A 15,929-nucleotide genomic window follows, 5' to 3' on the forward strand; every position below is an offset into this window, starting at 1 on the left:
CTGGGTATATTGGTTCAATAAAAAGCGTGTACACAGTGCACTGGGTTATGTATCGCCTTTTGAGTTTGAAGCAATGTACTATGATAAGATTAACCCGTTAGGTCAGGTGGCCTAACTTAAATAAAAAAGCCTCCGACAAACCCGGTACGGTTCAGACATTACCATAACCATTTTCAACCCAGTTTCCGCCATCATTCAATAGCTTGCTTTGAGTAAACTGTAAGCCTGCTTTTTGACTATAGTATTTAAACTCATCTTGCACTTCATCAGAAATGGTCTGACCTTTTTTAGCGCCACCTTGTCCTGCGGCAGTGTAGCGGAACATGACGGGTTGAGCTGGATTAGCGCTGCTGAAGTCGTGCATCCAAATGTCATGCATCGGTGCGATTGCCACATGCTTTTTGCCCAAGGCTTTGACATAGTCGGGGTAGAGGCCTTTGTCCGTCAGAACAACGACATTGTCTCCATTTTTAATAATTTTTTTTGCATAATCGACGTGAAAATCAAAAATACTATCAATCATTTTTGCATAGTAAGCATCATTACTTTGAGGCGATGCCAGTACAATTAATTCAGCTTTGGCTACAAGTGGAATCATGCTGAGTACAGCCATACTTATTTTCAGGGTTAAAGATTTCATTATCTGTGACCTATTTATAGTGTAGGTAATGTCCATTTTTATTGTGTTCAGTGGAGAGAATTATGCTCTAGTGAGCAATCTGCCATCCGAATGTACGATAGAAGGTGAGGGAGCATGAGCTATTTTGAATGTTCATGCTGTTTGAGTTTAGTGAATGGATGATTGGTCAATAGTCGCTGTTTAAGGACTTTGAATGGCGGTCCCATAAGCAAAGACTTCGACCATACCACCTTGCATGCCCATTTCGGTAGTCGCCAGTCTTATGCAAGCGATATGCGTTGCGCCGTGTTTTTCCGCTTCAAGTTTGAGTCGGACAATCGCTTCGCGACGGGCACGATCGACGACACTTTCATAGCTGGTGAGTCTACCCCCAAAAAAGTTTTGCACGGTCGCCAATACATATTTGAAATAGTCATGAGAAATCACAACATTGCTGCTGATCATGTGCCCAGACTGTTCGAAGCTTACTTTGCGTAAATTACCCACGGTAATGTAGGCAAGACGCTTCTCATTCTGTTCAAGCTCCGCCAAATGTTTACGTTCATTGTAGCGACCAAAGCCAAAACCGACGCTAAAGAGCACCGCAAAGATCAGCAGTTGGAAAACTAAACTTTCCATTGCTTAGGCCTGTGTTGGAAATGGATCGGGGAGATGGTTGTGTAACGGTGTGACACGGACTGCAGTGCCATAAACAAATAACTCAGAGGCACCTTGGGCAATATTTGAGGTTGAAAAACGAATACCTACAATGGCATTGGCCCCTAAGCCTTGTGCTTTTGCAATCATACGATTCATGGCTTCTTGGCGGGATTCTTCTAAAAGCTCGGTATAGGCAGTGAGCTCACCACCGACAATATTTTTTAAACCTGCCAAGAAGTCACGCCCGACATGTTTACTTCGAACCGTACTGCCATAGACCACATCCAGTTGTTGAGAAATGCGATGTCCAGGAACAGACTCAAGGTTACTTAAAAGCATAATGTTCAATATTCAAATGATTTGATTATCTTTGAAGATAGGAAAAAGCCCAGCAAAAAGCAATAAAAAAGCCCACCGAAGTGAGCTTTTGATGTTGCAAACCTTAGTTTGCTGTTTTGTTGTATTTCACATCTGAAGAAGAAGGCTGTTTCACCACTTGATCCGTCGTGTTGGCTTTAACGCCGCCACCGAGGGTTTTATACACTTCAACTTGGTTGTTCAAGTTTGCTTGTTCAAGCAATAACAAACCTTGTTCCGCTGAGTACGATGTACGCTGTGCATCAAGTACAGTCAGGTAGTTATCAATACCTGCACGGAAGCGAGCCGTTGAAAGTTTATAGGTGGTGTTGGTTGCGTCGACCAGACGACGTTGCGCTGCTAGACGGTCACCAATATTTTCACGTACTGCCAAGGCATCATTCACTTCACGGAAAGCGGTTTGAATGGTTTTTTCATAATCTGACAACGCAATTTTTTGGTCAGTTTCTGAAATCTTCACATTGGCACGACGTGTGCCCCAGTCAAAGATTGGAATATCTAAGCTTGGGCCAAGTGACCATACAAAGGCACCTGATTTAAACAAATCGCTTAAATCTGTCGATGCATAACCCGCTGTACCCGTTAAGCTGATGGTTGGGTATAACTGTGCTTTTGCTGCACCAATGTTGGCACCCGCAGCAGATAATTGATATTCCGCAGCACGGACATCAGGACGGTTATTTAACAAGTCGCTTGGCAAGCCCGCTGTCAACGCCGTACTTTGGGTAATGCGTTTCACAGGTTGAGGAGACAATAAGTTTGCAGGAACAGGCTGACCCACCAACAGGTTGAGTAAGTTCTGTGCTTGTGCAAGTTGAGTCTTGTAGTTCGCAACGTCATTACGTGCGGTTTCAACCGAAATTTGCGCTTGGCGTACAGGAACTTCGCTGTCGATGCCTACATCAAAACGTTTTTTGTTCAGATTGTATGATTCAAGCTGTGCTTTTAAGGTTTGGTCTGCCAGTTTTAAGTTAGCATTGGCAAACGAATAGCTCAGCCATGCTTGTGCAACCTGACCAATCAACGAAATTTGTGTTGCATCACGTGCACTTTGAGTTGCCAAATAGCTGTCTAAAGCATTGTCTTTTAAGCTACGAACACGACCCCAAAAGTCTAACTCATAAGCAGTTACGCCAAGGCCAACATTATAGGTTGTCATGGGTTTGTTGCTGCTGAGTGTATCTTGGCGAAGAACACTACCACTTGCACCAATGGTTGGTAGTTGGTTGTTTTCGCTAATTTGATACGCTTGCTGAGCACGTTGAATATTTAAAGTCGCCGTACGGAGATCACGGTTATTGGCTAGTGCTAACTCGATGACTTGGACTAAACGCTGATCAGCAAAAAAGTCTTTATAGCCTTGTTCTGCAACAGATGGACCTGTCGTTGAACCAATATATCCTGTTGGGATATCCGCTTGAGCGACGGGTTCTGGACCACGCATGCTTTGACATGCAGTCAAAGCAAGCGCAAGTGCAGATACCGCAATGCTACGACCTGAAATAGACCATACTTTTTGCATCACGATGTTTGCTCCTGATTATTTTGTTTCTTAGGTTTGTATTTGAAAATACTACGAATCCAAACAAAGAATACTGGAATGAAGAAAATACCCAACAGTGTAGAACTAATTACACCACCAAGGACACCAAAGCCTACCGAGTGTTGGCTACCTGCACCAGCACCTGTTGAAAGGGCAAGCGGAAGGACACCAAAACCGAATGCAAGGGTGGTCATGATAATTGGGCGTAAACGCATTTTTGCAGCATGAAGGGTTGCATCAAACAAGTCTTCACCTTGTTCTTGCAACTCTTTTGCAAACTCTACGATCAAGATCGCATTTTTCGCAGAAAGACCAATCACGGCAACAATCGCAACTTGGAAGTAGATGTTGAACGATAAGTTTGGATCGCCCTTAATGATCATACCTAACCATGTCAGTGCAAATGCACCAAGAATACCGAGTGGTACAACTAGCAATACTGAAACAGGGATAGACCAACTTTCATACAATGCGGCAAGACATAAGAAGACGATAAGCATTGAAAGAACAAGCAGCGGAGCTGTTTGATTGCCCGAATCACGTTCTTCTAAAGATAAGCCTGTCCATTCATAGTCGAAACCTTGTAAGCCCATAGATGGTAACTTACCAATAATTTCTTCCATCGCGAGCATTGCATCACCCGAACTTACGCCCGGTGCTGGAGTACCTTGAATGTTTACAGAAGATACACCGTTATAACGCTCTAGACGTGGTGAACCATAAGTCCATTCGCCTGTTGCAAATGCTGAGAAAGGAACCATTGTGCCGCTACTATTACGTACATACCACTTGTTCAAGTCTTCAGGCATCATACGTGCATTTGCTTCGCCTTGCACATAGACTTTTTTCACACGACCACGGTCTACGAAGTCATTAATATATGAACCACCCCAAGCCATGCTCATGGTTGTATTGATATCCGCAATACTGACACCCATTGCGCCTGCTTGTGCTTGGTCAATACTAATTTGATACTGAGGTGTATCTTCTTGACCATTTGGACGCACACCTGTAAGGCGTTTATCCTGTGCTGCCATACCTAAAATCGCATTACGTGCAGCAATCAGTTTTTCATGACCTTGACCACTCGCATCTTTTAATTGGATGTCAAAACCAGCAGATACACCTAATTCAGGCATTGCAGGTAACTGTAATGGCATGATGTAAGATGCGTCTTTCACAATCATATTCAATGCCATACCACGTTGGATGATGGCACCAATTTGCGACTCAGGTGTCGTACGCTCACTCCAGTCCTTCAGCTTGATAAAGGCAAGACCTGCGTTTTGACCAACACCTGTGAATGAGAAACCAGAAACAGTAAAGATAGACTCTACATGTTCTTTTTCTTTATTCATGAAATAGTCTGTCATTGTGGTGATGACTTTATCGGTACGTTCAAGGCTTGCACTTGGTGGAAGCTGAACTAAAGTCATGACGACGCCTTGGTCTTCGTCAGGCAAGAATGAGGATGGTAAAGCTTTATATAGGCCAACTAAGCCTGCAATCACCAGTAAATAAACCACACCAGAAAATACTTTATGATGGGTCATACGGTTGACACCACCTTGGTATTTTACGGATAGCTTTTCAAAGCTGCTGTTAAACCAACGGAAGAAACGCGCAAAAATATTATTACTTTCTGCTTTATTCGGATCGTGTTGTTTTAACAAGGTTGCACACAGGGCAGGAGTGAATGTTAATGCCACGATCAGTGACAAAATCATTGCGGTAACTAGCGTAATCGAGAACTGACGGTAAATAACACCGGTTGTACCTGCAAAGAATGCCATCGGTACGAATACCGCAGTTAATACACTGGTAATACCGACCAAGGCACCAGAAATCTGTTGCATTGATTTTTCGGTCGCAGCTACAGGGTCGAGGTGTTCTTCTTGCATTACCCGTTCGACGTTTTCCACCACAACAATCGCATCATCGACCAGAAGACCAATCCCTAAGACCATCGCAAACATGGTGAGCGTGTTGATTGAGAAACCGAAGATGTTAATGACAGCAAATGTGCCCAATACAACCACTGGAACAGCCAATGTTGGAATAATCGTGGCACGCCAGTTCTGTAAGAATAAGAACATGACAATGAATACCAACACGACAGCTTCAATCAACGTGTGTACAACACTTTCAATCGACAGCTTAATAAACGGTGTGGTGTCATAAGCCAGTTGATCTTTTAAACCATTTGGGTAGTTTTTACGAAGTTCACTCAGGCGCTTTTCTACAGCCGCTGCTGTATCTAGTGCATTTGCACCAGTTGCCAGTTTAATCGCAACACCGCCAGCAGCCTTACCATTAAATTTAGAGTCGAACTGATAGTTATCTGAACCGAGTTCAACACGAGCAACATCGCCTAAGCGAACTTGAGCACCTGAGGCTGTATTTTTCAAAAATATATTTCTAAACTGCTCAGGCGTCTGCAACATACTTTGCGCATTGACCGTAGCATTCAGAACTTGTCCCTGAATTGATGGAGCACCACCGAGTTGACCCACAGCAACTTGTGAGTTTTGCGCATTAATGGCAGTTGCAACATCACTTGGAGTAATTTGTAAGCTGGTCATTTTCGCTGGATCAAGCCAAATACGCATCGCGTATGAACCACCAAAAACTTGGACTTCACCCACACCTGCAACACGGCTCAGCGGTTCAGAAATGTTTGAGTTTACATAGTCTTTAATGTCGGCAGCAGATAAGCTTCCATCTGGAGAGTAAAATGCAAGAACTTGCATAAAGCTCGCACCAGACTTGGTGACTTTTAGACCTTGACGTTGTACATCTTCAGGTAAAAGCGCCGTTGCCGATTGTAGTTTATTCTGTACTTGAACTTGAGCAATATCAGGATCGATGCCTTGTTCAAAGTTTAAGTTAATAGACGCTTGACCGTTACCCGCACTGTTTGAAGAGATATAACGTAGACCATCCAGACCATTCATTTGTTGTTCAATGATCTGAGTGACTGTGTTTTCAACAGTCTGTGCAGAAGCACCCGGATAAGTTGCAGAGATTGTCACCGAGGGCGGTGAAATCGTCGGATATTGGGCAACCGGCATTTTTGTCAGCGTGATAATACCCGCCAACATAATCACCAGTGCAATCACCCACGCAAAAATGGGGCGATGAATAAAAAATTGAGCCATTCAGTCTACCCCTTATGCGTTTGAAGTAGCTTTTTGTTCAGTTTTCGCACCAGCTTCTGTCTTTTTAGCATCCGTTGTTGGAGCTTGAGGTGCTGCTGCTTTAGGTTGATACGGTTTCGCAACAACTTTCTGTTCAGCTTTAACTTTCGCTATTCCGTCAACAATAACTTTTTCACCTGTTTTAAGGCCTTCAGTTACAATCCAGTCTTGGCCTTGAATACCAACTGTAGTGATTTGACGAGGCTCTACTACGCCTTTGTCATTCACAATCATTGCCATCGCTTGACCTGTTGGTGTGCGAGTCACTGCAATTTGCGGCACTAACATCGCATTCGGGATTACGCCTTGAACGATTTGTGCATTGGCAAACATACCAGGAAGCAACAAGTGATTCGGGTTCGGGAACACCGCACGAATCGTCACTGTCCCTGTATCTGGGTTGACACTGGCATCAGAGAACGCTAAGCGGCCTTCGATTGGATAGTCACTGCCATCTTCAAGTTTCAGTTTCACACGGGTGTTGTTACTGCTGTCTAAGCTACCTTTACTCAATTGTTGACGTAAACGAAGAAGTTCAGAACTAGATTGGTTGATATCAACATAGATTGGGTCTAAACGTTGAATTGTCACCAATGGCTCTGTTTGGTTTGCAGTCACCAAAGCACCCGCAGTAACTGTAGAGCGGTTGGTTTGACCTGAAATTGGTGAGCGTATGGTTGAATAACCTAAGTCCACTTCAGCATTTTTAACTTGAGCACGTGCTGCGGCCACTTGTGCCTCAGCAACCTTTACTTGACCCACTAAGTCGTCATAGTCCTGTTTCGCAACAGCGTTGCTTGAAACCAGTTGCTGATAACGATTTAGTTTGGTTCTGAGTGTGCTTAAATTCGCTTCTTGTTGTAATAATGCTGCTTTGGCATTATCAAATGTTGCGCGGTTGGTACGAGCATCAAGTTCATAAAGTGCTTGACCTTCACGTACATAACTGCCTTCCGCAAACAAACGTTTTAGAATGATTCCACTCGTTTGTGGGCGAACTTCAGAGATTTCAAATGCCGTGGTTCTGCCAGATAACTCTACAGATTGTTCTACATTTTGTGGTTGTGCAACAATGACACCGACTTCAGTAGGTGGCGTTTGTTGAGAAGCGCCAGCTTGCTGCGCATCTTTTGGGTCTTTGCTACAACCAACAAGTGCAATACTCGTTGCTAATGCGCAAGCGGTAAGGGCTGGGGCCCAAAGCTTTGCCGACATCATTGTTCCACCTCGATTAGATTCTTATCTAAAAATAATGTGTATTTAATTGGGTATATCTGCCGCACAAGATGTAAAGCAGTGAAATCCAGATAATACTAATGCTCCAACCTGCGAGAACGTCGGACGGAAAATGTACTCCAAGATAGACCCTTGAAATTCCCATCATCAGCATCCATAAAAGAGCAATGCATACAACATAACGATGTGCAGGAAATGGTCGACTTAAGAAAATGGCAAGACACGCCAAAGTGGCAGCATACATACTGTGCGCACTCGGAAAGGAAGCACCATAGCTCGTTACTAGGTGAAACATTTCTGGTGGGCGTGGTCTTGAAATTAGAAATTTAAGTAGCCAAGCAGAAGCAATACTTCCAACAACGCCTAAACCAATAAAAACAACATCTCTATACTTTTTATACCATGCACGATGGAAACACCATAGAGTGGTTAGAAATAATACAAACGGCATGCCACCGAGTACTGATAAAAGTATTGCAAGTTTATCTATAGGCTCAGTTCTTAATGTGCTGAAATATTCGACCATCGCCAGATCTAAATCGGTGAGTGGTTGAGTGCTTAGAGCTAATACACTGATTATAAATAAAATAATACCGATAAAAAGCAACAAGTAAGGCATGCTGGAACTCGTGTCATTTCAACCGATTTAAGCGCGGTTATTTACTGGGTTAAAGTGTACTCATCAGTACACTTTAATTCAAGTGTTGATTAATCATGTATAAAATTTTGTTTACAGTGTAACAAGAGCTCAAAATCGGTACAAAATCATTTTGTATGGTGTTTTGTATTGTTCGAACTTTCCTCAACTTCAAGAGGTACTTTCGGTGGCCAAAAGAAGTCACTTGGTCGCGTTAGAAAATGGGTTAAAACCAATTTTGCTAACGGTTTCCACTGTTCAAAACGGACCCGACGTGCGCGTAAAGCCACAATAATCGTGAGGGTAAAACTAACAAATAAGTTCGTCAGACCAATAGCGAGTACCCCGAGGAAAGATACAATAATCAAGCCAATCTCAGGACTACCATTAATATTCATCAGGCCTTGAATGAAGTTTGCTGAAGCAAAGGCAATATGGCGAATATCTAGGGGTAAACCCAAAATATAACCAATGGTTCCCATACTTCCTAACATAATCCCGAACAGAAAATTACCCGCCAACGCACCTAAGTTACGCTCTATATAGCCTGCAAATTTGTCGAGTCGTTCTTGTCGCATGATGGTTTTGAGACGGGGGTGTGCTTTTAAGCGAGGACCAACTTTGCGGTAGACTGCCATATTGTCAAAATAACCCGCCAGCAGACCTGACAAAAATAAACACACGCCAGCAATAGCAGCATGGGGAATGGCTAAAGAGGTAAATGGATTCAGGTCGTGTAGTGTTTTGCTGGCTTTTGCATGGTTGAGTAGCGGTTCATGCATGCCCGTTGCCCATGCCCATGTAATAAAGGCGGCAACAGGGATGGCAATTGAGATATTGCCCAAAATAGCAATAAATTGGGTGCGAATAATATTAATAATCAGCGCTGCTAATTCAGCAATTTGCGCTGTTTTTGAACCTTTGCGCTGTTGTACCGTTGCCGCGAGTGCCGCTGCTGTCATCGCTGGTTGCTTTGTTGCTACGGTAAAGTGCAACACATGAATCAGCATAAACCCCAGTGAGTAATTCATACTGTAAACAAAGGCTTGCATGAGCGGCGCCATGATCATTCGTGCAGACAAGATTTTTAGAGTCGCCATGGTTGCAATGATGACACCCGCACCCGCTGCGGACTTATACATGGCTAAAAAGCCTTGTTTGTCTGTACTTACATAGTGTTCGCCCGTTTTACTGGCATTTTCAGTCACCTGTAAAGCAATCAATTCACTATTGGTCGTCAGTAAAGAGCGCACACTCCGTTCACTATAAATCGCAGCAGTAATGTCGACTAAGAGCAGACTCACCGCTTCATAGTGTGCTTCGCCTTCTTCTACAATTAAATTGAGCAACAGTTCGACACGGTCTAAGCATTGCTCAAGTAAGGAAATCAGATAGGTTAAACTGACACTGACCCCAATGCGTTTGGTCGCACGGCGAATTTTTAATACCACATCACGACACTGTTCAATCATGACCAGTGCTTGAGAGGCGTCGGGTGGGGCAACCACACTGGAGGTTTCTGCCTCTTGATGTGCCTTTTTATACTGTTGAATGAACTCGATAATTTCGCGGTTCTGCACTAAAAAAGGCGATTCATATTCGGTCAGTTCAGGATGCGCATTAATAAACTCTGGATATAAACCAATACCACTAATTCGATAAGAAAGCACAGTAATGGCTTTAATCACTTCACTGCGAATTTTGACTTTTTCTTTTTGATTGGCATGCCCGTGATTGAGCAGGTTCAACAGTTGTAGCCAGTCACTGTCTCGGATGTTATCGAGCCAATATTTATCACTTCGATTGGGGAAAACGCGACGGACTAAATCCTGTAGTTGAGTTTCGTCATTAATCAGCGGAAGAAAATGTGCCCCTAAACGCTGTGACAATTGATTCCAAAACCCATCTAAAGACAATATGCCTGTGTCGGCATAAAGACTGGTTTGTTTATATTGGGAAATAAGCCGCAGCACAAAGCTTTGTAAGGTCGATGCGGCATCGGGAGTGATGAGTAATGCTTGAATGAGCGCTTGAAATTTTTGATGGATTTCATCGATTTGATACGCATCCGTTGGACGAATACGCTCCACCAACTCAATTAAAAGTTGATCATTTAAAACAGCTTGAGGTTGCTCAAGCTGTTGCTGCATTTGAAAAAACAGATCATTAAATTTTATATGCATAGGCAAGTTAAAACATTTTAAAGCATCATTTGTTATTGAATTCGATGTAAAGCCAGTTGGGTTAAATTGACCAGTGCTTGACGATATTGGCTGTCAGGTAAAGCCTGTAAGGCTTGAAGTGCTGCTTCGGTTTCTTCATGCGCCCGTTGTCGACAGTAATCTAGCGCGCCAGAACTGTTTACGATCGCAATCACTTGATCAAGATCCGCTGTTCCGCCTGTTGCAATACTTCGACGAACAACGTCATGTTCTTCACCCGTTGTATTTTTCAATGCTGAGATTAACGGCAAAGTTGGTTTACCTTCCATTAAATCATCGCCAATATTTTTACCTAATGTTTCAGCATCTGAGGTGTAATCTAAAATATCATCAATGATTTGAAAGGCATTGCCAAAGTGGCCTGCAAATAAACGCAGCGGTTCACGGTACTGCGGTGTGCCTGAAAGAATGGCAGCCCCTTCAGTTGCCAGTTCAAATAAACGTGAGGTTTTACCGTGAATAATATCTAAATACGTTTGTTCTGTGGTTTCAGGTTGGTGCTGTGCTTGAAGTTGTAGCACTTCACCTTCAGCGATTTCACAAGTCCCTGTAGAAAAATCTTTGAGTAAGGTCATATCACCGAGATCGACCAACAAATCAAAGGCACGTGAAATTAGAAAGTCACCCACCAGTACAGCGGTCTGATTGTTCCAAGTCGCGTTGGCCGTTGGGCGACCACGACGTAAGCCAGATTCATCGACCACATCATCATGGACTAAGGTTGCGGTATGCAGCATTTCAATGATGGCAGCAAGTTTGCGCTGGCGTTCCAAGTCTTCTGCACCACAGGCTTTGGCAGCCAATAAACACATAATGGGACGCATGCGTTTACCACCTGCTTCAACCACATGTTTACTCACCGCCATGACTAATGCCACTTTAGAGGTAATGCCTTCATTAATAAATGTGTCCATCGTGGCAAAGTCTTGAGCTACAGGGGCGAGAATATCTTGCTTAAAGTCGATGGTCATTTGAAGAGCGGCCTCATCTATATAAAGTGATAAAAATCAGCATTACCAGTATTGTGTAAATAGGGATACCTGTCTAAATGATTCATTTCAATCATAAATAAGACTCGCTAGTGTGCGAGGCTTTATTTTACGAAAGACAGTTCCTTATTTCCCCAATGTATAAGCGTACTGCATTTGTAGGCTTATTTACATTTTTAAAATCAATTCATCCATACTATAGCGGATTGATTTTAAAAATCTATTTCATTGTAAGCAAAGTCAAGCCAGAGTTGAACTGTAATTTGTTGATTGAGTTTTTCTCGATTATTAAATAATCGTTAATTTAGTCTAATAAGTTCGGCAAATCTCTTGTTGTTTGAGTCAATATCACTTAAAATCCTTGCCCTTGATTAACCCCAGTGGCGTTCGTATTAAGATCGATATCTTCCTTTATCGGCACGACGACACGGGCATGTTTGGAGTACATTATGTACGCAGTAATCCAAAGCGGTGGTAAACAGCACCGTGTTGTAGAGGGTGAAACCCTTAAAGTTGAATTGTTGAAAGCTGAAACTGGCGCAACTATTACGTTTGATGACGTATTAATGCTAGTAAATGGTGACAGCATTCAAATCGGTGCTCCAGTTGTTGCTGGCGCTACTGTAACTGCTGAAGTAGTTAGCCATGGTCGTCACGACAAAATCCGTATTGTAAAAATGCGTCGTCGTAAACACTACCGTAAACAACAAGGTCACCGTCAATGGTTCACTGAGTTGAAAATTACAGCTATTTCAGGCTAATCACGAGGAGTAATGAGACATGGCAACTAAAAAAGCCGGTGGTTCGACTAAGAACGGTCGTGATTCGAACCCTAAAATGCTTGGTGTTAAAATTTACGGTGGTCAATCTGTGACTGCTGGTAACATCATCGTTCGTCAACGTGGTACAGAATTCCACGCAGGTCAAAACGTTGGTATGGGCCGTGACCATACTTTGTTTGCAACCGCTGACGGCGTAGTAAAATTCGAAGTGAAAGGTCAGTTTGGCCGTCGCTACGTAACTGTTGAAGCGTAAGTTTTAATAGTAAGAAAAACCCACATTTTGTGGGTTTTTTTTCGTCTATTCATATTGTTAGCTCATTTTCTTTGCATTTTTTAATTTGAATAAAAACACTAAATACCAGTAAGTGGTGATATACGTCACAAAAAATAGGAGCGTAATAATAATGTAAAAGTAAAAGAAAGGCAGACAGACATGAACAGAATATTCACAAAAGTCTTGGAAAAATCCTGCTGCCATATGGTTGTTGCAAAACAAAACAGTCAAATTGAAAAAAACCATATGATGAAAGAGACAGCGTTGCGTATTTCTCATGGGTCAAACACTGAGAATTGCGGCGTTGTTACGAATCTAAGACTTACTCCGAAATTATTGTTGTTGAGTATTGTATTGGCCATGGGGAATGCTGCATGGGCAACCCAAGGGGATAATCATCAAGAACAGGGACAAGGGCACGAGTCACATGGGAATGGAAATGGATATGGTCATGGTTCGCATGATAATGGTAACGGACATGGACACGGTTCTGGAACTCCAGGTCCTATGGGACCACAAGGACCAATAGGTCCAGAGGGGCCACAGGGCATCCCAGGAGAAAAAGGCGACACAGGAGCCAAGGGCGATAAGGGTGAGCAAGGTATCCAAGGTGTGAAAGGCGATACTGGAGCAACTGGCGCCAAAGGAGATAAGGGCGACAAAGGCGATACTGGTGCCAAGGGTGATAAGGGGGAACAAGGTATCCAAGGTGTGAAAGGCGATACTGGAGCAACTGGCGCCAAAGGAAATAAGGGCGACAAAGGCGATACTGGTGCCACAGGAGCTAAGGGTGATAAGGGTGAACAAGGTTTACAGGGTGTGAAAGGTGATACTGGAGCACAAGGTGAACAGGGCCTCCAAGGTTTACAAGGTGTGAAAGGTGACACTGGAGCAACAGGTGAGACAGGAGCCACTGGATATAATGCTTATCAAGTTGCGCAAGTTAACGGTTTTGACGGTAGCATCACCGAATGGCTCGCGAGCTTAAAAGGCGATATGGGTAATACAGGGATGACAGGTGCAACAGGTTTTAGTGCTTATGATGTTGCAGTTGGTAATGGCTTTGAGGGTAGCATTACTCAATGGTTGGCCAGCCTTAAAGGTACAAACGGTACCAATGGGATCTCTAAAGAAGTGATGGATGCTGCTGATACCTACATCCTGAATGAAGCAAAAACCTGTGTGAACCAAGTTGGGCAACAAACTCTCAACCAAGCAAATGCTTATACCGATAGTCGTGTAAATGCCTTGAACCGAGACATGCGAAAACTCGAAGATCGAACCTATGCAGCAGTTGCATCAAGTATTGCGATAGCATCTTTACCGCAACCGACAGATGCTGGCTACAACATGTTTAGTGCCGGTGTGGGTACATGGGAAGGTGAGCAAGGTTATGCTTTTGGTCTCAGTGGTGTGACTGATAGTAACAAATATGTGTATAAAATCGCAGTGACAACCAATAGTGAAGGCGACTTCGGTGCAGGTGCAGCAATTGGTTGGCAATGGAAATGACAGTGATAATTCTTAACCTCAGTTAGAAAAGCCTCTGCACATTCAGAGGCTTTTTTATATATAAAGGACACATCTTATCTTCATCATGATGGATATTTCACAACATTAAGCACCAATAAATATACAAATCTTCTTATATTCTCAATTATTAGCCATAAAATTTGATTTAAGATAGCTCATCTAACAAATTGCGACTGCGCAAATTATAAAAGGTGAGATTATGAAAATGCTTCGTAAGACTTTATATGCAATGACAGTGGGTGTAGTAACACTTGGCCCTGTTATGAGCAGTACAGTATTTGCAGCTCCGGTTGCAGCATCGGAGCAACAAGCCACGACGAGTTTAGTGAAACAGTTGAGTGGTATTCAAAGTATCAGTTCTAACTTTGAGCAAACCACCAAAGTCACAAATTCATCTAAAGCGCCGAAGAAACAAGGTTTATCTGCCCAGCACATGAATCAGACTTTTAAAGGAGTGATGAAAGTTGAGCGTCCAGGGAAATTCTATTGGGAAACCACAAGCCCTGCGAAACAAACCATTGTGACTTCGGGCAAAACGGTTTGGATTTATGATCCAGACTTACAGCAAGCAGTTCGTCAGACTTTAGATGAACAGGTGGCGAATACCCCTGCACTATTATTGTCAGGGAATACGGAACAGATTCGTAAGTCATACCGTATTACGCAACCAAATCAGAGCAAAACCTACTATACCTTGTACCCCAAAAGCGATGATGGTGCATTTCAAAGTTTAACGATCAGTTTTGGTGCGAAAAATGCACCGACGCTAATGATCTTAGAAGATTCTTTGGGACAAACAACCTATGTACGTTTTAATAACACAAAGGTAAATACCAATATTCCAGCTTCAACCTTTAATTTTACTCCGCCTAAAGGCACAGACATTATTGACCAATAATATGAGTCTGTTGTTCAAAACCACCTTCGGGTGGTTTTTTTATTGGATCAAGTTCAGTTACATAACGTGGTGGGAAGTTATGGCTGTGCTTTGTATAGTCTGTGCTATTGAATACTTAACTGCGGGTAAATCATGATATTACTTCATAACAATAAAATTGGATCTGTCTTCGCAATGATGTTGTGCGCGGGATTGCTCAGCGCATGCCAGCCACAAAATGACAGTAACGCTGCAAAAAATGAAGAGACAGCTAAACCAGCTCAAGTCGTAAAGACCTTGCCACTGATTGAGGCGAAAGTTCGACCATTACAATTGGCGCGTTCTATTGCTTGTGATGAAGAAGGGTGCACCAAATACCAGTTGTACAGCTTGGAAACCAATGTCCCATGGATCAGTCAATATTTTGATGAACGGATGAAAAAAGCCAATCCTGTGGCATTTGAAAGCTCGAAGCAAGCAAAGCCACAGATCGATGAAAACATGCTCAGTGAAACTTTGTCTGATGTCCGTTATGTGGCGCAGCGTGGAAAATATGCTGATTTTGTCTTGATGAATTATCACTACCCAGCGCGTGCCGCGCATGGCATGTATCACAATGAATACATCACCTTAGATTTGGCAACAAAAAAGCGGGTTGCGCTGAGTGATATTGTGGTGGATAAGACGGAGTCTCAATTATTAGATGCATTATATAGTGCCAATAGCATGTGGCTGTCCGATCATAATATTTCACGTGAGCAATTGAAGCTGACTGACAATTATTATATGAGTGCCAAAGGTGTGGTGTTCGTCTATCCCTTATATGAATTAGCCTCTTATGCAGAAGGGATGTCTGAATTGGTTTTACCGTATCAACAAGCCAGCGGCTTAATTAAGGCGGAATATTTGCCAAGTTTTGTCGATTATGCCGCTGAACGAGAAAAAGCGAGCAAAGAAAAGCCATGAAAATTGCTGTAATAAG

14 protein-coding genes and 1 pseudogene are annotated in these 15,929 nt (G+C 42.9%); 6 read left to right on the forward strand and 9 right to left on the reverse strand.

The features are described 5' to 3' along the window. A partial coding sequence (locus tag MF4642_RS17315) for an IS3 family transposase (RefSeq protein WP_413772799.1) occupies nt 1–115 on the forward strand: 115 nt, incomplete at its 5' end. A gap of 39 nt (nt 116–154) precedes the next feature. Here MF4642_RS17315 and MF4642_RS03125 read toward each other — a convergent pair. The 9 genes and pseudogenes from MF4642_RS03125 to sdsA all read right to left on the reverse strand — a co-directional run. Next, nucleotides 155–640 (reverse strand): annotated as a pseudogene (locus MF4642_RS03125) (agmatine deiminase family protein); the annotation flags it as partial. 180 nt (nt 641–820) lie between these two features. Continuing rightward, nucleotides 821–1,258: a YbjQ family protein gene (locus MF4642_RS03130; RefSeq protein ID WP_078389118.1), complete on the reverse strand. Its 438-nt coding sequence runs from the start codon at nt 1,256–1,258 to the stop codon at nt 821–823. A 3-nt stretch (nt 1,259–1,261) separates the two neighbouring features. Next, nucleotides 1,262–1,618, reverse strand: coding sequence for a YbjQ family protein (locus MF4642_RS03135; protein WP_078425282.1), 357 nt, complete (start codon nt 1,616–1,618; stop codon nt 1,262–1,264). Between the two features lie 103 nt (nt 1,619–1,721). Next, a complete protein-coding gene (gene adeK / locus MF4642_RS03140) occupies nt 1,722–3,179 on the reverse strand; it encodes a multidrug efflux RND transporter AdeIJK outer membrane channel subunit AdeK (RefSeq protein ID WP_004695429.1) in 1,458 nt (485 codons plus the stop codon). Further along, complete coding sequence (adeJ, locus tag MF4642_RS03145) at nt 3,179–6,358, reverse strand: multidrug efflux RND transporter permease subunit AdeJ (protein ID WP_078425283.1); 3,180 nt, start codon at nt 6,356–6,358, stop codon at nt 3,179–3,181. The genes adeK and adeJ overlap by 1 nt, the downstream gene beginning before the upstream one ends. 12 nt (nt 6,359–6,370) lie before the next feature. Beyond that, entirely contained in the window at nt 6,371–7,615 is a 1,245-nt protein-coding gene (locus MF4642_RS03150; protein WP_078389122.1) for an efflux RND transporter periplasmic adaptor subunit, read from the reverse strand. Between the two features lie 25 nt (nt 7,616–7,640). Further along, entirely contained in the window at nt 7,641–8,252 is a 612-nt protein-coding gene (locus MF4642_RS03155) for a phosphatase PAP2 family protein (protein ID WP_078425284.1), read from the reverse strand. A gap of 146 nt (nt 8,253–8,398) precedes the next feature. After that, the gene (locus MF4642_RS03160) at nt 8,399–10,453 is read right to left on the reverse strand and encodes a site-specific recombinase (RefSeq protein ID WP_078425285.1); all 2,055 of its coding nucleotides are present in this window, start codon (nt 10,451–10,453) and stop codon (nt 8,399–8,401) included. A gap of 32 nt (nt 10,454–10,485) precedes the next feature. Further along, nucleotides 10,486–11,463 carry an All-trans-nonaprenyl-diphosphate synthase gene (sdsA, locus tag MF4642_RS03165; protein WP_078425286.1) on the reverse strand — a complete coding sequence of 326 codons (978 nt, stop codon included), beginning with the start codon at nt 11,461–11,463 and terminating at the stop codon, nt 10,486–10,488. 467 nt (nt 11,464–11,930) lie between these two features. On the opposite strand from sdsA, the gene rplU reads away from it, so the two are divergent. The 5 genes from rplU to MF4642_RS03190 all read left to right on the forward strand — a co-directional run bounded on the left by rplU (nt 11,931) and on the right by MF4642_RS03190 (nt 15,913). Then, nucleotides 11,931–12,242: a 50S ribosomal protein L21 gene (gene rplU / locus MF4642_RS03170; protein ID WP_004695441.1), complete on the forward strand. Its 312-nt coding sequence runs from the start codon at nt 11,931–11,933 to the stop codon at nt 12,240–12,242. A 19-nt stretch (nt 12,243–12,261) separates the two neighbouring features. Beyond that, the gene (rpmA, locus tag MF4642_RS03175; protein ID WP_004695443.1) at nt 12,262–12,516 is read left to right on the forward strand and encodes a 50S ribosomal protein L27; all 255 of its coding nucleotides are present in this window, start codon (nt 12,262–12,264) and stop codon (nt 12,514–12,516) included. A gap of 180 nt (nt 12,517–12,696) precedes the next feature. Then, on the forward strand, nt 12,697–14,049 hold the full coding sequence (locus tag MF4642_RS03180; protein ID WP_227518507.1) for a YadA-like family protein: 1,353 nt from the start codon (nt 12,697–12,699) through the stop codon (nt 14,047–14,049). A 220-nt stretch (nt 14,050–14,269) separates the two neighbouring features. Further along, nucleotides 14,270–14,968 (forward strand): outer membrane lipoprotein chaperone LolA, encoded by a 699-nt coding sequence (lolA, locus tag MF4642_RS03185; protein WP_004695452.1) that lies wholly within the window; start codon nt 14,270–14,272, stop codon nt 14,966–14,968. Between the two features lie 174 nt (nt 14,969–15,142). Beyond that, complete coding sequence (locus MF4642_RS03190) at nt 15,143–15,913, forward strand: RsiV family protein (RefSeq protein ID WP_078425287.1); 771 nt, start codon at nt 15,143–15,145, stop codon at nt 15,911–15,913. The last annotated feature ends 16 nt before the right edge of the window (nt 15,914–15,929 follow it).

The organism is Acinetobacter sp. MF4642 (assembly GCF_002018925.1).
GTDB classification, from domain to species: Bacteria; Pseudomonadota; Gammaproteobacteria; order Pseudomonadales; family Moraxellaceae; genus Acinetobacter; species Acinetobacter johnsonii.